Origin of the sequence: Amycolatopsis sp. NBC_00355 (assembly GCF_036104975.1) — a bacterium.
Taxonomy (GTDB): domain Bacteria; phylum Actinomycetota; class Actinomycetes; order Mycobacteriales; family Pseudonocardiaceae; genus Amycolatopsis.
Window position 1 is genome coordinate 4,542,781 of sequence record NZ_CP107982.1, and the last position, 21,462, is coordinate 4,564,242.

Consider the following 21,462-nt stretch of genomic DNA (forward strand, 5'->3'; position numbering starts at 1 on the left):
ACGGCTTTACGGCCCTGAAGGTGCCCCGCATGGCCTCCGGCTTCAGCGAGTGGCGGCCGCGGTGAGGCGGCGCTCGGCCAGCGCGGCCGCCTCACGCAACGGCGTCGTCGCGTGGGACCGCGCCGCCGCGAGGATGGTTTCGACGGTCCCTTCGATCGACTCGACGCGGGCCAGCGCCGCGTCGTGGTCCAAGCCCTCGGCCTCCCGGGCGAGCGTGTACAAGATCCCGCCCGCGCTCGCGACGTAGTCCGGCACCCACAGCACGCCCCGGGCGGCGAGCGCGTCCGCGACGGCGTCCTCGGTCAGCTGGTTGTTGGCCGGGCCCACCACCAGCGGTGTGTCGAGCCGGGCCACGCTCTCCGGACTCAGCACGCCGCCCACCGCCGCCGGGATCACCACGTCCGCCGTCAGGGTGAGCGCTTTCTCCGGCTCGGCCCACTCGAAGCCCAGCTCGCGAGCCTCGGCCCGCTTCGCCGGGTCGACGTCCGACACCACCACAGACGCGCCCATGGCCTGCAGGCTCGCCGCGAGGTGCGCGCCCACCGCGCCGTAGCCGCTGATCACCACCCGGCGGCCGGCCATCGACCGGGTGCCCGACGCCGCCCGCAGCGCGGCCAGCACGCCGATCGCGGTCGGGCCGCTCGAGGAGCCCGTGCCGCCCGCCGCCTCGGGCGTGCAGTACGCGTGCGGCGTGACCTCGCGCAGCACCAGCATGTCGGCCGGGCCGGTGCCGACGTCCGGGCCGGCCAGGTACCCGCCGTCGAACGACGCGATCAGATCGGCGTGGTCCAGAAGGACGTCTCGCCGTTCCGCCGGAGAGAGCACCCGGCCGGGCTCCAGCGCGATGACGCTCTTCCCGCCCCCGAAATCGAGGCCCGCGACCGCGCACTTCGCGGTCATCGCGGCCGAGAGGCGCAGGACGTCGTCCACGGCGTGGGTCACGCTCGGATACGCCTTGAAGCGGCAGCCGCCGACGGCCGGGCCGAGCACGCTCGAATGGATCGCGACCATCGTGGTGACGCCGGATCGACGGCCACGGCGGGCGATCAGTTGCTCATGTGCGGTCATGGGAACTGAAGTTAGAGTGATTGTCGGCTGTATCGACATGTCGCCGAACTAAATTCGGTGACGACAAGGAGGACCCGGTGCTGGACGAACTTGATTCGGCGATCGTGCGCCTGCTGCAGGAGGACGCCCGGCAGACCAACCGCGAAATCGCCCGCAAGGTCGGCATCGCGCCGTCGACCTGCCTCGAGCGGATCCGGCTGCTGCGGGAGCGCGGCGTCATCCGCGGCTACCACGCCGACATCGACCTGGCGAGCCTCAACCGCGGCGTCCGGGCCCTGGTCGCGGCGCAGGTGCGGCCGCTGAGCCGGGCCGTGATCGACACTTTCCAGAGCTCGATCGCCCAGCTGCCGGAAGTGCTTTCGGTCTACGTCACGGCGGGCAGCGACGATTTCCTGATCGAAGTCACCACACCCGACATCGACGGGCTGCACGCGTTCCTCGCCGACCGGCTCGCGATCCGCCGCGAGATCGTCGGCTTCCGCACTTCGATCATTTTCCGGCACCTGCGCAAGACGACGTTGGAACCGCTGGCCTAAGGGGTACCCGGACGTGGACGGCGCGCCATCCCCGGAAATACCCGGATTCGCACCCTGGGAGTCGGAAACTGTCGGTGGTGGGAGGTCTAATGAGTGCGACGGGAAGGAGGCACCGCCATGATCACCACGTTGAACCATCGTGAGCGGGCCACATTGAGAGCCGTGGCCGGGGGCCACGCCGAGATCAGCTGCAGCTGCGAGCCCGATCTGTTCATCGACGGCCTGAGCTGCTGCGACCAGTCCACCGTGCACCGGCTGGCCCGCCTGGGCCTGATCGCGCCGGCCCGCCCGGGCAAGTGCGGCCAGCGCGTTCCGGCATTACTCACCGAAGCCGGTTCGCACGCGCTGGGTGAGGTCTTCGCGGCCGCCGCGTAATTGTGTTGCCGCCGCGGCGGCGGCGCTGCCAGCATCGCGCGATGCACGTATTCCTCGAAACCGAGCGGCTGATCCTCCGCCGGTTCACCGAGAACGACGCCGACGCGCTGTTCGAGCTCTACGACGATCCCGCGGTCATGAAGTACCTCAATGGGGGCAGGCCCGCGGATCGCACGGAGATCGTCACTCTCGATCTCCCCGCGTTCCTCGGTTACTACGAGCGTTTTCCCGGTTACGGGTTCTGGGCCGCGATCGAGAAGCGGTCGAGCGCATTCCTGGGGTGGTTCCACTACCGGCCGCGGCCGCAGGACCCGCCGGACGAACCCGAACTGGGCTACCGGCTGCACCAGGCCGCCTGGGGCAAGGGCTACGGCACCGAGGGCTCGGCGGCACTGCTCGCGAAAGGCTTCGCCGACCTGGGGGTCAAGCGCGTCACGGCGTTCACCATGACGGTGAACCAGCGCTCGCGGCGCGTGATGGAGAAACTGGGGATGACGTTCGTCCGCACGTACTTCGAGGAGTTCCCGGAGCACGATCGGGCGCCGGGCGCGGAACACGGCGAAGTCGAGTACGCGATCACGCGCGAGCAGTGGAGGCTGCGGTCGTGAGTGTTTAGGGCGGTTCTAACCGCCCTAAACACTCACGACAGGCTGCGGCAGAAGGCTCAGCCGTGGACTTCGAACTCGTAGATCCGCGCCGCGCCGTTGCCGTCGTTGGCCGGGGTGGTGAGGTTCAGCTTCACGTACCGGGCCGATCGTGTCGTGATCGGGTGATACGTGCGGCTGGCCCGCGAACCGGTCACGGACGCCACCGTCGTCCAGTTCGTGCCGTCGGTCGACGTCTGGATCGTGAAGGCGCCGGTGTTCCAGGCCGTGGTCTCACCGCCGAGGCCGGCGTGCTCGACCACGAACGACGACACGTTCTGCGCCGACCCGAGGTCGACCTGGAGGAACTTCGTGGCGGCCGTGCTGCAGAACTTGCTGTTGTTCGCCAGGCTGCCGTCGACGGCGTTGGCCGCGCCTTCGGACGAGGCACACGCCGCCGAGCCCGTCGCCGCCTTGCCCTGCGCCAGGTTCGCGCCGAGGTTCGGCGCGGCGGGCGGCGGGGTGAACCCGTCGTTGTACGACGGCGGGACGTCCGCCGCGTTCGTGCCCCACGCGCTCGGCGACGAGCCCATCGTGTAGTTCAGCGTCGACGCGCCCGCGATGTCGCCGTAGCGGATCCACGACTTCGTCGTCGCGGTCCCGTTGACACTGAGGCTTTGCACGTACTGCGCGCCCTGGCCGGCGCCACTGCCGGTGATCTGGATCGTCCCGCTCGGGCGGATGATCGAGACGGCCGGGAACAGCGGGCCGTGCAGGGCGAGGACGTCCGCGCCCGGCGTCGCCGGGTACATCCCCAGCGCGGCGAAGACGTACCACGCCGAGGTCGCGCCGAGGTCGTCGTTGCCGGGCTCGCCGCCCGCGCCGGTGGTGAACGACTCGTTCATCACGCGCCGCACCGCCGAGCTGGTGCCCTGCGGGTGGGCGGCGTAGTTGTACGCCCACGGCACGCCGTGCTCGGGCTCGTTGCCGATGTAGAAGTACGGCTGGGTGAGGCCGCCGTTGAGCTGGGTGAAGTGGTGGTCCAGCCGCTGGACCGCGGTCTTCGCGCCGCCCATCAGGTTGATCAGGCCCTGGTAGTTGTAGGGCACCATCCACGTGTACTGCGCCGGGTTGCCCTCGGTGTACCCGCTGTTGCTCGACGGCACGACCGGCCACGCGAACGTGCCGGTGCTGCCCCGCGGCTGGATGTAGCCGGAGTCGGGGCCGTACACGTTCTGCCACCACTGGGCGCGCTGCATGTAGGTGTTGTACTTCGTCGTGTCACCCACGGCCTTCGCGAACTGGGCCACCGCGAAGTCCGACGCCGAGTACTCGAGCGAGTCCGACGGGTCCTCGGTGACGTAGTGCCGGCTGACGTACCCGGACTGACGCCCGCGGATCGACTGCCCCTGCGCGGTGCCGCCGTTGGAGCTCTTGTCCATCAGCGTCAGCGCCGCCGCCGTGTCGAAGCCGCGGACACCGAAGGCGTACATGCTGCCGACGACGATCGGCCCGGGGTCACCGGTCATCACGAAGTGCTCGTTGTTGTTGTGCGACCACTTGGGCAACAGCCCGCCCTGCTGGCCGTCGAGCACCATCGACTTCGCGATGTCGCTCGCCTCATCGGGCGCGACCAACCCGATCAGCGCGGCCCAGGACCGGTAGATGTCCCAGCCGGAGTAGTTCTGGTAGACGGTGTGCGACGCCGTGTGGATCGCTTGGTCGAACCCGCGGTACTGGCCGTTGGTGTCGCTGGCGATGTTCGGGTTCTGGAACACGTGGTACAGCGCCGTGTAGAACTTCTGCAGGTCCGCGGCGGCACCCCCGGTCACCTGGACGCGGTTGAGGACGCTGTTCCAGCTCGTGTCGGCCGCGGCGCGGATCCCGGCGAAGTCGAACCCGGGGTTCTCGGCCGCGAGGTTCGCCTGCGCGTTGGCCAGGCTGACGAACGAGATGCCGACCTTCGCCTGCACGGTGGTGTTGGTGGAGGTGTCGAAGGTGACGTAACCGCCGGCGTTCGTGCCGCTGCTGCTCGCGGATCCGGCGCTCACCGTGCCGCCGAGCCAGGTGCCGAAGCCGCTGGGCGCGCGGTCGAACTGGATGACGTAGAAGATCTGGTAGGTCTTGGACGAGCCGCAGAAGCCGCCGCCGGTCGCCGAGCCGGTGAGCTGGCTGCCGCTGATGCTGACGGATCCGCTGCGGTTGCCGGTCGCGCTGCGGCCGGGGTTGACCAGCAGGCGCGCGGCCGTCGTGTTCGGGTAGGTCAGCTTCATGAAGCCGGACCGCTTGGTGGCGGACAGCTCGACGGTGGTGTTGTAGTTGTCGAGCTTGTTCTTGTAGTAGCCGGGCGCGGCCGACTCGTTCGCCTTCGTGTAGCGGCCGGCGTACCCGGTCCAGCCGGTGCCCGGCGACGTGCCGATCGCGCCGGTGATCGGCAGCAGGCCGAGGTCCTCGTTGTTGGGGCAGCCGGCGCCGTTGAAGTGGGTGAGGCTGAACTCTTCGATGCTGGTGTCGCCGTAGCGGTAGCCGGACGGCGACCCGGTCGGGGTGTCCGGGCTGAACTGCGTCATCCCGAACGGCACGACGGCGCCCGGGTAGGTGCTGCCGCCGGCGCCGCCGGGCACCGGGTTGGGCGAGTTGCTGTTGTCCGTGCCGATGAAGGGATTCACGTACTGCGTAAGGGCTAGCGTCGCGGCGCCGGCGGCCGGGGCGGGCAGCGCGGCGAGCCCCGCGCCCACGAGGACCGCGGCGAGCGCCGCTCCCCGAAGCCGTCTCCTGAACCTTGACAGTGGTCCGGACATGGAACCTTCCTCTCCTCGGCACGCGTGGCTGACAACGTTGTCAATCGGCCCGAAAACCGCACTTTCCTAGGGAAAGTGCAGCATTTTGAGGCTGGTGGGGCTGCTGTGGTGACAGAGGTGGTGCTGGGCCCGGGTCGGGGCGGGCCGGGTGATCCGGTGGTCGGGGGAAGGACATGGTGCCACGGGCGAATACCTCCGCGGTAGCACCGAAAGTCCGAATCCCCCTTGTGCGCCAACCGAATCCGCGAGCCGTCAGCCCACCACCCGCCGGTGGTCCGCAGTCACGGGCCCGACGTGACCCACCGCTCGCCGAGTCCGGTGGCCTTCGCCTCGCCGCCCGTGAGGTCGGCCAGCCAGCCCGCGAACGTCCCGGCCTCGCCCGGACCCAGGCCGATCTCGAAGTGGGCCAGCTCGTCGAAGCGGGTCGCGTGGAGCGCGTACCGCGACGCGCGCAGGTCGTTCTCCAGCCGTCCCGCGCGGTCGTAGCTCACGGCGACCTCAACCACTTGGAGTCGACGGTGTTCTAGTACGCCTACTACGTCGATCGCTTGTGCCACAGCCTGTCCGTACGCGCGGATGAGCCCGCCCGCGCCGAGCAGCACCCCGCCGAAGTAGCGTGTCACGACCGCGACCGTGTCCGTCAACTCCCGGCGGCGCAGCACTTCCAGCATCGGCGTGCCCGCGGTGCCGGCCGGTTCACCGTCGTCACTGGACCGTCGGCTCCGTCCATCCGGGCCGAGAACGAAGGCGTGGCAGTGGTGCCGGGCCCCCGGTCCGGCCCGTCGCCGGGCCGCGATGAACTCGCGCGCGGCCTCCTCCGAAGACACCGGAGCGAGCGCGCAGAGGAAGCGGGAGCGCTTGATCTCGACCTCGTGGCCGCCTTCGCGAGCCACGGAGAGATAACGATCAGTCATCGGACGGGTTCACCATGTACCCAGCTTCTCACCCCGGAGCAGGGCCCCGACACCCGCATCAGACCACTTGGGACAGACGTCTCCGCAGGTCAGACGGGTATTTACCGGTTTCTCGGCCGACCCGGGCCGACATAGGGGTCCACCCCCGGGCCCGTCAACGCAAGCGTGGCATTTCCCACCCGGGGCCAACGACGTATGTCGATAACAGCGAATTCACACTATCGTCATAAGACCCGGCGAACCCGGGAGTAACACCGCGCGCTCCGGCCGACCCCCACCACAGTGGTCTGCCTCTGCGCGCACCCGCAGTACCGACACGTTCGGCTGCCCAGTGTTGTGCGGCCTCCCAGATGCCCGCGTCCGGCTTCCGGGCTCTCATGCCCGGCCGATACCTCGCGGCATCTTGCACCTCGACAACAGCAACTGTTCTCGACTGACCATCGCGGTACCGGACCACTTCGTTAACCGGTTCAGCACGAACCACTCGATGAGGTGAGTACCGGTCACGCCAACGCCTTGGGAGGCGGCCAGCCGTGACCCACCGTGCCAGTGCGCTCCCCCCGTCGGGGGAGCAGCTCAGCAACGCCGAGGCCAAGGGCCTCTACCGGAGCGAATACGAACACGACGCCTGCGGTGTCGCGTTCGTCGCCGATCTCACCGGACGCCGGGACCATTCCATCGTCGCGAAGGCCCTGGTCGCGTTGCGCAACCTGGAACACCGCGGGGCGCGGGGCGCCGAACCGGACACCGGGGACGGCGCCGGGCTCCTGATCCAGATCCCGGACGAGTTCTACCGTGAGGTCGTCGACTTCACACTGCCCGAACCCGGCATGTACGCCGTGGGAACCGCTTTCCTGCCCCAGGACGAAAAACGCCGCGGCCGGGCGATGACGACCATCGAGCGCATCGCGGCCGAAGAGGACATGCGCGTCCTCGGCTGGCGCGAGCTGCCGGTGCACCCCGAGCACTGCGGGCCGACCGCGGCCGAGACGATGCCGCACTTCACGCAGCTGTTCCTGGCCGCGCGCCGGCCGAAGCCGGAGCACGCCGACCCGCTGTCGATCGAGCGCAGCGCGTTCTGCGTCCGCAAGCGCGCCGAGCACGAGCTCGTCGAAGAGGACGTCTACTTCCCGAGCCTCTCCTCGCGCACGATCGTCTACAAAGGAATGCTCACCGAGCCCCAGGTCGAGCGCTTCTTCGCCGACCTGACCGACGAGCGCGTCACCAGCGCCATCGGCCTGGTGCACTCCCGCTTCTCCACCAACACGTTCCCGTCCTGGCCGCTGGCCCACCCGTACCGGTACGTCGCGCACAACGGTGAGATCAACACCCTGCGCGGCAACCGCAACTGGATGGACGCCCGCGAGGCGCTGCTCGAGACCGACCTGATCCCGGGCGACCTCAAGCGGATCTACCCGGTGATCACCCGCGGCGCGAGCGACTCGGCGTCCTTCGACGAGGTCCTGGAGCTGCTCCACCTCGGCGGCCGGTCGCTCCCCCACGCCGTCCTGATGATGATCCCGGAAGCATGGGAGAACCACCAGGAGATGGACCCGGCGCGACGCGCCTTCTACGAGTTCCACTCGACGCTGATGGAGCCGTGGGACGGCCCCGCGCTGGTCGCCTTCACCGACGGCAGCCAGATCGGCGCGGTGCTGGACCGCAACGGCCTGCGCCCCGGCCGCTACTGGGTGACCGACGACGGTCTCGTCGTGCTCGCCTCCGAGGTCGGCGTGCTCGACATCGACCCGGCGACGATCGTCCGCAAGGGACGGCTCGAGCCCGGCCGGATGTTCCTGGTCGACACCGAGGCCGGCCGGATCGTCGAGGACGAGGAGATCAAGGGTGAGCTGGCCACCGCGCACCCGTACGACGAGTGGGTCGAGGCCGGGCTGCTGCAGCTCGACGACCTGCCCGAGCGCGACCGCGAGGTCCCGCTGCACGCCGCGCTCGTGCGCCGCCAGCAGGCGTTCGGCTACACCGAGGAAGACCTCGAAACGATCCTCGAGCCGATGGCCCGCACCGGCGCGGAGCCGATCGGCTCGATGGGCAACGACTCGCCGCTGGCGTCGCTCTCCAGCCGCTCCCGGCTGATCTTCGACTACTTCATCCAGCTGTTCGCCCAGGTCACGAACCCGCCGCTGGACGCGATCCGCGAAGAGCTGGTGACGGCGCTGGGCGCGCAGATCGGCGCCGAGCCGAACCTGCTCGTCGGCAACTCGGCGTCGTGCCGCCGGATCGCGCTGCCGTTCCCGGTGCTCGACAACGACCAGCTCGCCAAGCTGGTGCACGTCAACGACGACGGCGACCTGCCCGAGTTCCAGGCCGTCACCGTGCTCGGCCGGTACAACGTGCACGGCGGCGGCGAGGCGCTGGTCCAGCGGCTCGACGAGATCCGCACCGAGGTGTCGGAGGCGATCGAGGACGGCGCGCGGGTGATCGTGCTGTCCGACCGCGGGACCGACGAGGACCACGCGCCGATCCCGTCGCTGCTGCTGACCGGCGCGGTGCACCACCACCTCGTCCGTGAGAAGACGCGCACGCAGGTCGGGCTCGTCGTCGAGGCCGGCGACGCGCGCGAGGTGCACCACATCGCGCTGCTCGTCGGCTATGGCGTCGCCGCGGTCAACCCGTACCTGGCGATGGCGACCGTCGAGGAGATGGCCCACCGGGGCCTGATCCCGGGCGTGACGCCGAAGCAGGCGACCCAGAACCTGATCAAGGCGCTGGGCAAGGGTGTCCGCAAGACGATGTCCAAGATGGGTGTCTCGACCGTCGCGTCCTACACCGGCGCGCAGATCTTCGAGGCGATCGGGCTCGGCGAAGAGGTCATCGAAAACTGCTTCACCGGCACGACCTCGCGCCTCGGCGGCGTCGGCTTCGACACGCTGGCCGAAGAGGTCGCGAAGCGGCACCAGTACGCCTTCCCGGCCGACGGCGTCCGCGCCGCCCACCGCCAGCTCGAGACCGGCGCCGACTACCAGTGGCGCCGCGAGGGCGAGCCGCACCTGTTCAACCCGCAGACGGTGTTCAAGCTCCAGCACTCCACGCGGGCCGGGAAGTACGACGTCTTCAAGGAGTACACGAAGGCCGTCGACGACCAGGCCGAGAAGCTGCTGACGCTGCGCGGGCTGTTCGGCTTCAAGTACGGCCAGCGGCCGCCGGTGCCGATCGAGGAGGTCGAACCGGTCTCGTCGATCGTCAAGCGCTTCGCCACCGGCGCGATCTCCTACGGCTCGATCTCGATGGAGATGCACCAGACCCTCGCCATCGCGATGAACCGCCTCGGCGGCAAGTCCAACACCGGTGAGGGCGGCGAAGACGCGGAGCGGCTCTACGACCCGGAGCGGCGTAGCGCCGTGAAGCAGGTCGCTTCCGGCCGCTTCGGCGTCACGAGCGAGTACCTCGTCAACGCCGACGACATCCAGATCAAGATGGCGCAGGGCGCGAAGCCCGGCGAAGGCGGGCAGCTGCCCGGCGCGAAGGTGTACCCGTGGATCGCGAAGACGCGGTACTCGACGCCGGGTGTCGGGCTCATCTCGCCGCCGCCGCACCACGACATCTACTCGATCGAGGACCTCGCCCAGCTGATCCACGACCTCAAGAACGCCAACCCGGCCGCGCGCATCCACGTGAAGCTCGTGTCCGAGGTCGGCGTCGGCACGGTCGCGGCGGGCGTCTCGAAGGCGCACGCGGACGTCGTGCTCATCTCGGGCCACGACGGCGGGACCGGCGCGTCACCCCTGTCGTCGATCAAGCACGCCGGCGGCCCGTGGGAGCTGGGCCTGGCCGAGACGCAGCAGACGCTGCTGGCCAACCGGCTGCGCGACCGGATCGTGGTGCAGACCGACGGCCAGCTCAAGACCGGCCGCGACGTCGTCATCGCGGCGCTGCTCGGCGCCGAGGAGTTCGGTTTCGCGACCGCGCCGCTGGTGGTGTCGGGCTGCATCATGATGCGCGTCTGCCACCTCGACACGTGCCCGGTGGGCGTCGCGACGCAGAACCCGAAGCTGCGCGAGAAGTTCAGCGGCAAGGCCGAGTACGTCGTGAACTTCTTCGAGTTCATCGCCCAGGAGGTCCGCGAGTACCTGGCGGAGCTGGGTTTCCGGACGATCGCCGAGGCCGTCGGGCACGCCGAGTTCCTGGACAAGCGCAAGGCGATCGACCACTGGAAGGCCGCCGGGCTGGACCTGTCGCCGATCTTCCACGTGCCCGAGATGGCACCGGCCGGCCTGCGGCTGCAGCAGACGCAGCAGGACCACGGGCTGGAGAAGGCGCTCGACAACACGCTGATCCAGCTCGCCGAAGGCGCCCTCAACTCGGGTGACAAGGTGCGGCTGGAACTGCCGGTGCGCAACGTGAACCGGACCGTCGGCACCATGCTCGGCTCGGAGCTGACCAAGCGGTGGGGCGGCGAGGGCCTGCCGGACGACACCATCGACGTCACCTTCACCGGGACCGCCGGCCAGTCGTTCGGCGCGTTCGTGCCGAAGGGCATCACGCTGCGGCTCTACGGCGACGGCAACGACTACGTCGGCAAGGGCCTCTCCGGCGGCCGGCTGATCGTGCGCCCGTCGAAGGAGGCGCAGTACGCCGCCGAGGAGCACATCATCGCCGGCAACGTGATCGGCTACGGCGCGACCAGCGGCGAGATCTTCATCCGCGGCAAGGTCGGCGAGCGGTTCTGCGTGCGCAACTCGGGCGCGCTGGCCGTCGTCGAAGGCGTCGGCGACCACGGCGTCGAGTACATGACCGGCGGCCGGGTGGTCGTGCTCGGGTCGATCGGCCGCAACTTCGCGGCCGGCATGTCCGGCGGCGTCGCGTACGTGCTGGACCTGCCCGCGCACCGCGTCAACCCGGAGATGGTCGACCTCGACCCGCTCGACTCCGAGGACGCCGACTTCCTGCGCGAGGCGCTCGAAAAGCATTACGACGAAACCGAGTCCGCGGTCGCGCGCGCCCTGCTCGCCGACTGGGACGCGGGCGTCGACCGGTTCGGCAAGGTCATGCCGAAGGACTACAAGCGCGTGCTCGCGGCCCAGGTGCAGGCCGAACGGGACGGGCGCGACGTGAACGAGGCGATCATGGAGGCAGCTCATGGCTGAAAATCGCGCAGCCGGCCATGAGTGCCGACCGGGTGCGGGTGTCCCGCAAGAAACGGAGGCCGCACATGGCTGACCCCAAGGGCTTTCTGACCACCACGCGCGAAGAGCCGAAGCGGCGTCCGGTCGACCTGCGGCTGATGGACTGGCGCGAGGTCTACGAGGACTTCGCGTCGACGAAGCTGGAGAAGCAGGCCGGCCGCTGCATGGACTGCGGCATCCCGTTCTGCCACCAGGGCTGCCCGCTCGGGAACCTCATCCCGGAGTGGAACACGCTCGTGTGGCGGGAGGACTGGCAGCAGGCGGCCGAGCGGCTGCACGCGACCAACAACTTCCCGGAGTTCACCGGCACCCTGTGCCCGGCGCCGTGTGAAACCGCGTGCGTGCTCGGGATCAACGACGATCCGGTGACCATCAAGCGCGTCGAGATCTCGATCATCGACCGCGCCTTCGCCGAAGGCTGGGTGACGCCGGAGATTCCCGAGGCTCGCACCGGCAAGAAGGTCGCGGTGGTCGGGTCCGGCCCGTCGGGTCTTGCCGCGGCGCAGCAGCTCACGCGCGCGGGCCACAGCGTCGTGGTCCTCGAGCGGGCCGACAGGATCGGCGGGCTGCTGCGCTACGGCATTCCCGAGTTCAAGATGGAGAAGCACCGCCTGGACCGCCGGCTCGCGCAGATGGAGGCCGAGGGCACGGAGTTCCGCACCTCGGTGAACGTCGGCGTGGACCTGTCCGTCGAAGAGCTGCAGTCGTCTTACGACGCCGTGGTGCTCGCCGGCGGCGCGACCGACTGGCGCGACCTGCCGATCCCCGGCCGGGAGTTCGACGGCATCCACCAGGCGATGGAGTTCCTGCCGCCGGCCAACCGGGTCGCGTCGGGTGACCTCGACGTCTCGCCGTACTCGGCCGAGGGCCTCGACGTCGTCGTCATCGGCGGCGGCGACACGGGCGCGGACTGCGTCGGGACGTCGCACCGCCAGGGCGCGCGTTCGGTGACGCAGCTGGAGATCATGCCGCGGCCGCCGCAGGCCCGGTCGGACGCCCACCCGTGGCCGACGTACCCGATGATCTACCGGGTGTCCTCGGCGCACGAAGAGGGCGGCGAGCGGCTGTATTCGGTGAACACGCAGGAGTTCGCGGCCGACGCCGACGGCCGGGTGCGCGCGCTGAAGCTGGTCGAGGTGCGCAGCGAGGGCGGCAGGTTCGTCCCGGTCGAGGGCACCGAAACCGAGCTGCCGGCCCAGCTGGTGCTGCTGGCGATGGGCTTCCTCGGGCCGCAGAAGAAGGGCCTGATCGAGGACCTGGGCGTCGAGCTGGACGCGCGCGGCAACGTCGCGCGCGACAAGGCGTTCAAGACGAGCCTGGACAACGTGTTCGTCGCGGGCGACATGGGCCGCGGCCAGTCCCTGATCGTCTGGGCGATCGCGGAAGGCCGTTCCGCGGCGGCCGGCGTCGACGCGTTCCTGACCGGGCGCGGGATCCTGCCGGCCCCGATCGCGCCGACGGACCGCCCGCTCACGTAAGACCCGGCGCCGGCGGCGGTGCCGAAGTCGTCACCCCGCCGGCGCTGTCCCACCGCTCAGTTCCGCTCTTCGCTCGGCCGCTCCGCCGCCGAGCCGGTCTCCTTGGTCTTCGCGATCGCCTGCAGGACGAGATAGCCGATGGCGACGACGGGGATCACGAAGATGACCGCCGGGAAGACGAACGTGCCGCGCGTCTGGTTGGCGACGTAGATCGCGTAGACGATCAGGCCGGCGCCGCCGACGGCGGCCCAGAACCGTTGCGAGGCCTTGAGTTTGGGCACGCACGCGGCACCGACCAGGATGATGCCGCTGAGCAGGCTGAAGACCTCGTAGACGCCCATGGGAGTTCCTTTCTCGGGGGGTGGTTCAGCGGGGCAGGGTGCTGCCCTTCGGGCCGTGGGTGTGGGAGATGAGCTTGGCGAAGCAGTGGTCGGCGTCGAGGTGTTCCGCGGTGCACCAGTCGTTCGCCGCGGCGCCGGTGGTGAACGGCGTGTTCACCACGGTGATCCAGAAGTCGCCTTTGGTGAAGCTGGTGTAGTCGCCGGACCAGAGCAGCAGCGCCGACGGGTAGGACTGGCGGGTCGTGGTGAAGTCGGCCCAGATCGCCCGCTGGTCGTACGTCGTGCCGTCCGCGACCAGGCCGTCGTTCTTCGACGACAGCTGCGGGACCCACCGGTCCGCCAAGGCCTCGGCCCGCGTCCGGTCGGTGCCGACCTGCTGCCGCAGCGTGGTCTGCGCGGCCGCCTCGTCCGCGGGCGCGTTGTCCGCCGCGGTGGTGGGCTCGGTCGACGTCGGTGGCTCGGCGTACTGCGTCGTCGTCGGCTCGGTGTAGGACGTCGTGGGCGCCGAATAGCCACCGCCGTAACTGCCGTAGCCGCCGGCCGACGTGCTGCCGGTGTCCGCGTAGCTCGTCGTCCCCAGGCCGAGCGGGTGCCCGCAGACCGTCGCGGTCTGCCTCGTGGCGCGCTGCAGTTCCGTCCCCGACGTTTCGTCGGAATCGGCGATCTTCCCCAGCGCGGCGGCGTCGGCGCTCAAGTCCGCGCCGGAATACCGCTCGGCCAGATCGGAAAGGTCGTCGGCACTGGAGAAAACGGCGTTGTCGAAGATTCCGCCGACCGCGGTCATCAGCGTCCGGCCCAGCTCGTCGAAGCCGGTGCACAGGGCCCGCCGGTCGACGGGACCGCTGGCACAGCCCGAAAGCCCGGCCAGAGCGACCGCCACGACGGCGCCCAGAGCGACAGCTCGTTTCATCTTCGCCTCCCGCGTTCGCAGTTCACGGACAGAGGTCGGCGAGCGCGCGGAATCCGCTACCGAACCCGGGAAACTGTCGGGGAAATGACCGGTATCGAGATTCCGGGTGCCGGGCGGAACCGTGATCAGCTGTCGAGGAGAGCGCTTCCCAGCGGGGTGAGCGAGTGCAGCACCGTGTTGCGCTCCCGGTGCGTGATGATCAGCCCCGCGCGGCGCAGGACCGTGGCGTGCTTGCTGACCGCCGACGGCGTGACGCCCAGCCGCGCCGCCAGTTCGGACGTGCTGCAGCCGACCGCCAGCACGGTGAGGGCCGCCGCGCGGGTCGGGCCGAGCAGGTCCGCCAGCGCGTTGCCGGGCGCCTTCCGGGCCGTGCGGTCGTGGCCGGCCCCGTGCGCGGCCTGGCGGACGCACGGGTAGAGCAGCCGCGGGATCCCGCCCGGGGCCGGCGTCACGAACGCCGGGCACACCGCGAAGTACGTCGGGACCAGCAGCAGACCGGTGCCCTCCGAGGCGGGCTCGCCGGCGGTGCGGTCGTCGGTCTCCAGCACCGGGGGCGCCCAGCGGACCATCGGGCGCAGGCCGGTCAGGAGCGCGTCGACGCCGCCGTGGAGCAGCACCTGCGTGCGCATCCCGAGATCCGCGTCCACCTGCGCGCAGACGTAGTCCCAGCCCGGCGCGAGCGCGAGGTCGTGGTACTCCTGCATGGCCTGGACCACTCGCGGCAGGCCCGCGGTGTCGCCGTCGGCGAGCGCCGTCGCCCAGCCCGGGAGCTCGTGGTCGGCCGGCGCGGTGCGCAGGCCGATCTTCAGCGCCGTCGACTCCGTCTTCAGCACCGCCGCGAGCCCGGACTCCAGGTCGTAGCGGCCCGCGGCCGGCAGCAGGAACTCCGGGAGCGGCGCGTCCGGGCGGCACAGCCACAGCAGCACGGCCGCCGAGTCCGGCAGGCCCTGCCACACCCGGTGCCGCCAGCGGTTGAACGCCGACGACGCCGCGTTCCGCCCGCCGTCGCGCCGCTGCAGGACCTGCAGGCTCGCGGCGAGTTCCGCCATCGGGTCGGCCGCGGCGGCGAGCCCGACGCGGATCAGGTCCTGCAACGTCAGCACGATGCGCACGGATGGCCCCCGGGGTGTCTGTCCCCCTGTATCGGCCGCCGTACCGTTCCGTTACACCGCTGACCAGCGTCTTTGCCGCTCCGGGAAATCTACTCGACGAGGCAGGAACTCCCCTGAATGATGGCTTTCAGAGACCCGCTTTCGGGGGTTTGAGGGTCTCGACGAGGGGGATTCGCCGGTTTGCCTGTGCGCCGGGTCCGTTGCGGCCCGGGGCTGGGTCCTGTCTGCCTTCCCCCCGTCATCAGGTGTTACCAGATGCCGAAAAAAGGGGAACGATGACGAAGATCAAGCGACTGATGGTGACGGTCGCCGCGGCGGCGGGCCTGCTGGGCCTGGTCGCCGTACCGCAGGCCAGTGCGGCGCCGGCCGACAGCAAGGGGGACGTGAAGGTCTCGTCGCTGGCCGGGGTCACGCTGCGGCACTCGAAGGTGGCCGACGCGGCGAAGCAGCAGCGGTCCACCAACCGCGCGGCGGCCGACGTCGACCCGGGGCCGTGGCTGATCGTCTCCGCGCAGTCCGGGCGCTGCTGGGACGCCGACCTGAACACGATCGGCGCCAACGGCACGAAGATGCAGCTGTGGGACTGCAACGACACGGCCGCGAACCAGGCGTTCTGGCTGACCCAGAACCCGGAGGGCTTCTACCGCTTCCAGAACTACCAGAGCGGCCGGTACCTCGACGCCGACCTGAACTCGATCGGCAAGAACGGCACCAAGGTCCAGCTGTGGGACTTCATCGCCGGTGGCAAGAACCAGTGGTGGGCGGGCACCGTCAACCCCGAGGGCTACCTGCGTCTGCAGAGCGGCGCGAGCACCCGCTACCTGACCGCCGAGGGGCAGGCCGGGACGAACGGCACGCGCCTGCAGCTGTGGGACTTCATCGCGGGCGGCACGTCGCAGTGGTGGTCCTGACCGGTTGACCGGACAGTCGTCTGACGGAACGCGGGTCCCGGCCGGGGCCCGCGTTTTCGTTTCCGCGGCGATTTCGCGTTCAACTTAATCTTTCGTGTGAAACCGCCGGGCGGGTGGCGATCACCCGCCCGTTTGTTGCATTCTGTGTTCAGGGGACCCGGCCGGGCCAGGGGAGGATCCGGCCGGGTACCGCCGCTAGGCGGTTTACTTGGGGAGGGGACCCTGATGTCTGTCGATCTGTCCACCACACTGTCCTGGACCACGGCGAGCGGGGACGCCGCGACGATGCTCGGCGAACTGCAGCCGAACATCCTCAAAGCGCACGTGCGTGATCATCTTTCCGCGCTGTTCCTGACGTTCGGCGAGCCGGCGGAGGCGCGGGCCTTCCTCGTCTCGCTCACCGGGAAGATGAAGTCCGCCAAGGAACACCTCGCCGAAGTCGGCGGGTTCAACAGCGGCGGTGCCCCCGGGACGCCGTACGTCGGCGCCGGGCTCACCGCGGCGGACTACCGCGCGCTCGGCGTCGAAAACCTCCCGCAGGACGAGGCGTTCCTGCACGGGATGACGGCGCCGGACACGCGGCGGAAGCTGGGCGATCCGCCGCGGTCGACGTTCGATCCGGGCTACCACAGCGAAATCCACGCCGTCGTGCTCGTCGGGGACGCCACCGACAAGGCGATGACCGCGCGGCGCAACGAGATCCTCGACCTGCTGCCGGACTCCGCCGCCGTCGTGGCGGAGGAGACCGGGCTCGGCCGGGCCAACGCGCGCGGCGAGGGCATCGAGCACTTCGGGTACGTCGACGGCCGGAGCCAGCCATTGTTCCTCACCGAAGACGTCGACGCGGAAAAGAACAACACCGACGGCATCAACGTGTGGAATCCGGCGGCGCCGCTTTCCCAGGTATTGGTCGCCGACACCGCGGCACCCGATCCCCGCGTGCATTTCGGCAGTTACTTCGTTTTCCGCAAACTGGAGCAGAACGTGCGCCGGTTCAAGCAGGCGGAAGCGGACCTGGCCGACACGCTCGGGCTCACCGGCGACGACCGCGAACGCGCCGGCGCGATGATCATCGGCCGGTTCGAGGACGGCACGCCGCTGACCACCCAGCGGGAGGACGGCGCCGAAAGCCCGGTGTCGAACAACTTCACCTTCGACAGCGACCGCGACGCGCTCAAGTGCCCGTTCCAGGCGCACATCCGCAAGACCAACCCGCGCGGCTCCGGCGGCGCGGAAGACCCCGCGGCCGAGCGGCTGCACCTGATGGCCCGCCGGGGCGTCACCTACGGCGAGCGCCCGGACGACCCGAACGCGGACGTGCCGCCCGGAGCCCGCCCGAGCGGCGGCGTCGGGCTGCTGTTCATGGCCTTCAACTCGGTGCTGGGCAACCAGTTCGAGTTCACCCAGGCGATCTGGGCGGACAACCCGGGCTTCCCGATCGTCGACGGCGTCACACCGGGCCTGGACCCGGTGATCGGCCAGGGCAGGCGCGAGCCGTCGAACTACACCGCCGGCTGGGGCGGCTCGGCGCGGCGCACGGCGGACCCGGTGCCGCAGTCGGTGACGCTCAAGGGCGGCGAGTACTTCTTCATGCCGTCGCTGGCGTTCCTCCGCTCGCTCTGATTACCCGGTACCTTTACCGCTCCTGGTGAAGCGGCGAAAGGGACGGGCTTGGACCGGCACGAACGGCTCAGCGCACTGCTGGACATGGTGGGGCAGCGGGACAAGATCGACGTCGAGGCCTCCGCGGAGGAGCTCGACGTCTCCCCCGCCACGATCCGGCGGGATCTGGACCACCTGGCCGGTCGCCGGCTGCTGACCCGCACGCGGGGCGGCGCGGTGGCGAGCAACGTGGCCTACGACCTGCCGTTGCGGCACAAGGCCGCGCGCAACGCGCCGGAGAAGCAGCGCATCAGCGCGGCCGCCGCACAGCTGGTCGAGCGCGGCATGGTCCTCGGGCTCAACGGCGGCACCACGAGCACCGAAGTCGCCCGCGCGCTGGCGTTGCGCCCGGACCTGGCCGAGCGGGACGGCTCGCCGGCGCTGACGGTGGTGACGAACGCGCTCAACATCGCCCACGAGCTGGCGGTCCGCCCGAACATCAAGATCGTCGTGACGGGCGGTGTGGCTCGCCAGCACTCGTTCGAGCTGACCGGGCCGCTGGCCGGCCCGGTCCTCGACCAGATCACCCTGGACCTGGTGTTCCTGGGCGTGGACGCCTTCGACGCCGAGCGCGGCGCGTACGCGCACCACGAAGGCGAGGCGAGCATCAACGGGCTGCTGGCGGCGAAAGCGCGCCAGGTCGTGGTGATCGCGGACAGCGGCAAACTGGGCGGCCACGCGTTCGCCCGCATCTGCGACACGACGGCGGTCCACCAGCTGATCACGGACTCGGGAGCGGATCCGGAGCAGATAGCCGCCTTCGCGGCGGCGGGGGTCGAGGTCGTGACGGCCTGACCGGCGGCCGTCCGGGTTCCCGGACGGCCGCCGGCGGCTCAGGCGTCCAGCCGGTCCAAGGCCAGCAACCCGGCCCCCAGCCGGCCCGCCTCGTCGCCCAGCTGCGCGATCCGCAGCTCCGGCATCCGCTGGAAGGTCAGGTGCGACGTCAGCCAGTCGCGCACCGGCCCGAGCACGTAGTCCGACGCCGTGAACAAACCGCCACCGAGGACGATCACCTCCGGACCCAGCAACGTCAGCAGCGTCCGGATCCCGTGGCCGAGCCCGTCCAGCGCGTCCTGGACCACCTCCACCGCCACCTCGTCACCGTGGCGGGCCAGGTCGACCACCTCGCGGGCGCCGTCGGCCGGGCGGCCCGTGCGTTCGGTATAGCGGCGGGCGATCGCCGCCGCCGAAGAGATCGCCTCCAGGCAGCCGATCGCACCGCAGCCGCACTTCAGCGAGTGGCCGACGTCGATGTGACCGACCTCGCCCGCCTGCCCGCCCGCGCGGTGGATGCGGCCGTCGAGCAGCAGCGCGGCCGCGATCCCGGTGCCGACCGGGATGAACGCCGCGTTCCGCGCCCCCTGGCCGGCGCCGACGCGGAACTCGGCGATGCCGCCCGCGGTGACGTCGTGCCCGAACGCCACCGGGAGTCCCAGCCGGTCCTCCAGCAGCTCGCCGAAGTGGACCTCGCGCCAGTCGAGGTTGGCGGAGAAGTGGCAGATCCGGGTCTCCTCGTCGACGATCCCCGGCACCACCACGCCGACCGCGGCCGGTGTCCCGGCGCCGGCCTGCTCGGACAACGAAGCCACGATGTCCGCCACCTGCTCGGCCAGCGCCGTGCCGTCCGCGCCGCGCGCCGTCTCGGCCCGCAGTGTCGCCTTCGGCTGCAGCCGCTCGTCGAGCAGCGCCGCCTTGATCGTCGTACCGCCCACATCGAGGGCCGCCACCATTCGAGTCACCGGCGCATTGTCACATTGACGGGCCCGGAAGTGCGGACCTACGCTCAACCGGCCAGACGAGGGAATCCGGAACGCGGTGCAAGTCCGCGCGGTCGCGCCACTGTGACCCCCACCAGGGGGAAGCCAGACCCGGACCCTCGTAAGACCCCGATGAGGCCGCGAAAGCCCGAGGAGGCCCCCACCATGTCGCAAGCGGCAGTTCCCGCCGTTCCGCTCCCCGTCCGGATCCCGATCCGTGAGATCGTCCCGTGGGCGGTGTTCGTGGTCCTCCTCGCCCTGATCGCGGTGTACTTCGTCAGCGCCGAGCAGGGCGCCACCTCGATCTTCGCGAACATGTACGTCCACGAGTTCGTGCACGACGGCCGGCACCTGCTGGCCTTCCCCTGCCACTGATCGGCGGCACGTACTCCCATGATGAAGTCCCTGCTGGTCCGCGGCATGCTCGCGGGCCTGATCGCCGGTGTGCTCGCGTTCGGTTTCGCCTACGCCTTCGGCGAGCCGCCGGTCGAAACGTCCATCGGGCTCGAAGAGACCCTGTCGCACGACCACGCCCACGCCCACGGAACGGACGCGGACGCCGGTGCCGGCCAGGCCGCCGAAGCGCCCGAAGAGGAGCTCGTCCCGCGGGACATCCAGAGCACCGTCGGGCTGCTGGCCGGGGTGCTGGTCTACGCCGTCGCGATCGGCGGGCTGCTGTCGCTCGCCTTCGCGTTCGTCCAAGGCCGTCTCGGCGGCCTGCGCCCCCGGGTGACGGCGTTGCTGCTCACCGGCGGCGCGTTCGCCGTGGTGTTCCTGATCCCGTTCCTCAAGTACCCGGCCAACCCGCCCGCGGTGGGCCAGCCGGGCACGATCGGCTCGCGTACCGAGCTGTACTTCGGGTTCGTCGCCGTCTCACTGCTCGCGGGCATTCTCGCGACGGTCTTCGGCCGCAAGCTCGCGGACCGCTTCGGGGCGTGGAACGGCTTCCTCCTCGCCGCGGCGGGCTACCTCGTGGTGGTCGCGCTGGTGGCCTGGCTGATGCCGGTGGTCGACGAGGTCCCCGCGGCCTTCCCGGCGTCGACGCTCTGGCGCTTCCGGACGGCGTCGATCGGCACCCAGGCGACGCTGTGGCTCGCTCTGGGCCTGTCTTTCGGGGCCCTCGCGGAGAAGTCGCTGACCAAGAAGGCAGTCGCCACGTCCGTGGCCTGACGTGCGGGCGCGGGGGCCGGGCCGGCCCCCGCGCCTGTTCCCGTCGCCTCGCCCCCTTTATGATCTCCCCCAGGGTCGGGGGATCCGAGGGGGAAAATCATGACCGAGACGGATATCGCGGCGCCCGCGAAACGGGACGGCTTCGCCGTGGCGTCCTTGGCGACCGGGGTGCTGGGCTTCTTCGGGATCACCGCGTTGCTGGGGCTGGTCTTCGGCATCGTCGCGCTGGTCCGGATCCACCGGAGCGGCGAGCGTGGCCGCGGCTTCGCGATCGGCGGGATCGCCACGAGCGTGGCCTGGGCGATCGCCGTGCCGGTCGCCGCCGTCCTGCTGCTGGCCGCGCTGGCGAGTTCGTCGAACGCGCCGATCCTCGCGATGCAGGTCGACGACTGCTACAACGTCGCGCGCCCGGCCCAGGACGCGGCGAAGGTCTCGTGTGACGGCGACCACGACGGCCTCCTGCTCGATTCCTTCACGATGGCCGGGCCGCAGGTGCCCTACCCCGGTGACCGGAAGGTCCGGGACAGCGCGCTCAGTGTGTGCTCGGACCGGCTGAAGAGCCTGCTCGAGGACGCCGGGGCGGTCCCGGCGGAACCGATGATCACCGGGTACGGGCCGGACGAGGCGGCCTGGGCCAAGGGGAGCCGCACCGCGATGTGCGGGTTCGAGTCGCACGCCGGCTCTTGGCGCGGCAACTGA

18 protein-coding genes are annotated in these 21,462 nt (G+C 70.4%); 11 read left to right on the top strand and 7 right to left on the bottom strand.

The genetic code is table 11. From position 1 onward, the window contains the following. Positions 1–42: 42 nt before the first annotated feature. Complete coding sequence (locus tag OHS18_RS19980) at positions 43–1,068, bottom strand: Glu/Leu/Phe/Val dehydrogenase dimerization domain-containing protein (protein ID WP_328618057.1); 1,026 nt, start codon at positions 1,066–1,068, stop codon at positions 43–45. 80 nt (positions 1,069–1,148) lie between these two features. Here OHS18_RS19980 and OHS18_RS19985 point away from each other — a divergent pair, with 80 nt between their 5' ends. The 3 genes from OHS18_RS19985 to OHS18_RS19995 all read left to right on the top strand — a co-directional run bounded on the left by OHS18_RS19985 (position 1,149) and on the right by OHS18_RS19995 (position 2,587). Continuing rightward, positions 1,149–1,604, top strand: a complete 456-nt coding sequence (locus OHS18_RS19985; RefSeq protein WP_328459237.1) for an Lrp/AsnC family transcriptional regulator — start codon at positions 1,149–1,151, stop codon at positions 1,602–1,604. Between the two features lie 117 nt (positions 1,605–1,721). Next, positions 1,722–1,979, top strand: coding sequence for a hypothetical protein (locus OHS18_RS19990; protein ID WP_328450384.1), 258 nt, complete (start codon positions 1,722–1,724; stop codon positions 1,977–1,979). Positions 1,980–2,020: 41 nt separating this feature from the next. Further along, entirely contained in the window at positions 2,021–2,587 is a 567-nt protein-coding gene (locus tag OHS18_RS19995; RefSeq protein ID WP_328618058.1) for a GNAT family N-acetyltransferase, read from the top strand. Positions 2,588–2,643: 56 nt separating this feature from the next. Here OHS18_RS19995 and OHS18_RS20000 read toward each other — a convergent pair whose 3' ends face one another. Both OHS18_RS20000 and OHS18_RS20005 read right to left on the bottom strand, forming a co-directional pair. After that, positions 2,644–5,364 carry a GH92 family glycosyl hydrolase gene (locus tag OHS18_RS20000; protein ID WP_328618059.1) on the bottom strand — a complete coding sequence of 907 codons (2,721 nt, stop codon included), beginning with the start codon at positions 5,362–5,364 and terminating at the stop codon, positions 2,644–2,646. A gap of 281 nt (positions 5,365–5,645) precedes the next feature. After that, positions 5,646–6,278 (bottom strand): YigZ family protein, encoded by a 633-nt coding sequence (locus tag OHS18_RS20005; protein ID WP_328618060.1) that lies wholly within the window; start codon positions 6,276–6,278, stop codon positions 5,646–5,648. Between the two features lie 533 nt (positions 6,279–6,811). Here OHS18_RS20005 and gltB point away from each other — a divergent pair. Together gltB and OHS18_RS20015 are read left to right on the top strand one after the other, a co-directional pair. Further along, entirely contained in the window at positions 6,812–11,383 is a 4,572-nt protein-coding gene (gltB, locus tag OHS18_RS20010) for a glutamate synthase large subunit (protein ID WP_328450376.1), read from the top strand. A 65-nt stretch (positions 11,384–11,448) separates the two neighbouring features. Further along, positions 11,449–12,900 (top strand): glutamate synthase subunit beta, encoded by a 1,452-nt coding sequence (locus tag OHS18_RS20015; RefSeq protein WP_328618061.1) that lies wholly within the window; start codon positions 11,449–11,451, stop codon positions 12,898–12,900. Positions 12,901–12,956: 56 nt separating this feature from the next. On the opposite strand, the gene OHS18_RS20020 is transcribed toward OHS18_RS20015, so the two are convergent. The 3 genes from OHS18_RS20020 to OHS18_RS20030 all read right to left on the bottom strand — a co-directional run bounded on the left by OHS18_RS20020 (position 12,957) and on the right by OHS18_RS20030 (position 15,263). After that, positions 12,957–13,241 carry a hypothetical protein gene (locus OHS18_RS20020; protein ID WP_328450372.1) on the bottom strand — a complete coding sequence of 95 codons (285 nt, stop codon included), beginning with the start codon at positions 13,239–13,241 and terminating at the stop codon, positions 12,957–12,959. 25 nt (positions 13,242–13,266) lie between these two features. After that, a complete protein-coding gene (locus tag OHS18_RS20025) occupies positions 13,267–14,151 on the bottom strand; it encodes a hypothetical protein (protein ID WP_328450370.1) in 885 nt (294 codons plus the stop codon). Between the two features lie 125 nt (positions 14,152–14,276). Continuing rightward, on the bottom strand, positions 14,277–15,263 hold the full coding sequence (locus tag OHS18_RS20030; protein WP_328450368.1) for an ArsR/SmtB family transcription factor: 987 nt from the start codon (positions 15,261–15,263) through the stop codon (positions 14,277–14,279). Positions 15,264–15,538: 275 nt separating this feature from the next. Here OHS18_RS20030 and OHS18_RS20035 point away from each other — a divergent pair, with 275 nt between their 5' ends. The 3 genes from OHS18_RS20035 (at position 15,539) to OHS18_RS20045 (ending at position 18,631) form a co-directional block, all read left to right on the top strand. Beyond that, positions 15,539–16,174, top strand: a complete 636-nt coding sequence (locus OHS18_RS20035; protein ID WP_328450366.1) for an RICIN domain-containing protein — start codon at positions 15,539–15,541, stop codon at positions 16,172–16,174. A 225-nt stretch (positions 16,175–16,399) separates the two neighbouring features. Beyond that, positions 16,400–17,797 carry a Dyp-type peroxidase gene (locus OHS18_RS20040; protein WP_328618062.1) on the top strand — a complete coding sequence of 466 codons (1,398 nt, stop codon included), beginning with the start codon at positions 16,400–16,402 and terminating at the stop codon, positions 17,795–17,797. Positions 17,798–17,845: 48 nt separating this feature from the next. Continuing rightward, positions 17,846–18,631 carry a DeoR/GlpR family DNA-binding transcription regulator gene (locus OHS18_RS20045; RefSeq protein WP_328450362.1) on the top strand — a complete coding sequence of 262 codons (786 nt, stop codon included), beginning with the start codon at positions 17,846–17,848 and terminating at the stop codon, positions 18,629–18,631. A gap of 38 nt (positions 18,632–18,669) precedes the next feature. Here the strand turns inward: OHS18_RS20045 and OHS18_RS20050 are convergent, their stop codons facing one another. Then, entirely contained in the window at positions 18,670–19,566 is an 897-nt protein-coding gene (locus tag OHS18_RS20050) for an ROK family protein (RefSeq protein ID WP_328459236.1), read from the bottom strand. A 192-nt stretch (positions 19,567–19,758) separates the two neighbouring features. Here OHS18_RS20050 and OHS18_RS20055 point away from each other — a divergent pair, with 192 nt between their 5' ends. The 3 genes from OHS18_RS20055 (at position 19,759) to OHS18_RS20065 (ending at position 21,462) form a co-directional block, all read left to right on the top strand. Next, complete coding sequence (locus OHS18_RS20055; RefSeq protein ID WP_247055886.1) at positions 19,759–19,968, top strand: CbtB domain-containing protein; 210 nt, start codon at positions 19,759–19,761, stop codon at positions 19,966–19,968. A gap of 18 nt (positions 19,969–19,986) precedes the next feature. Beyond that, positions 19,987–20,763, top strand: coding sequence for a CbtA family protein (locus tag OHS18_RS20060; RefSeq protein WP_328618063.1), 777 nt, complete (start codon positions 19,987–19,989; stop codon positions 20,761–20,763). A gap of 99 nt (positions 20,764–20,862) precedes the next feature. After that, positions 20,863–21,462, top strand: a complete 600-nt coding sequence (locus OHS18_RS20065) for a DUF4190 domain-containing protein (protein ID WP_328618064.1) — start codon at positions 20,863–20,865, stop codon at positions 21,460–21,462.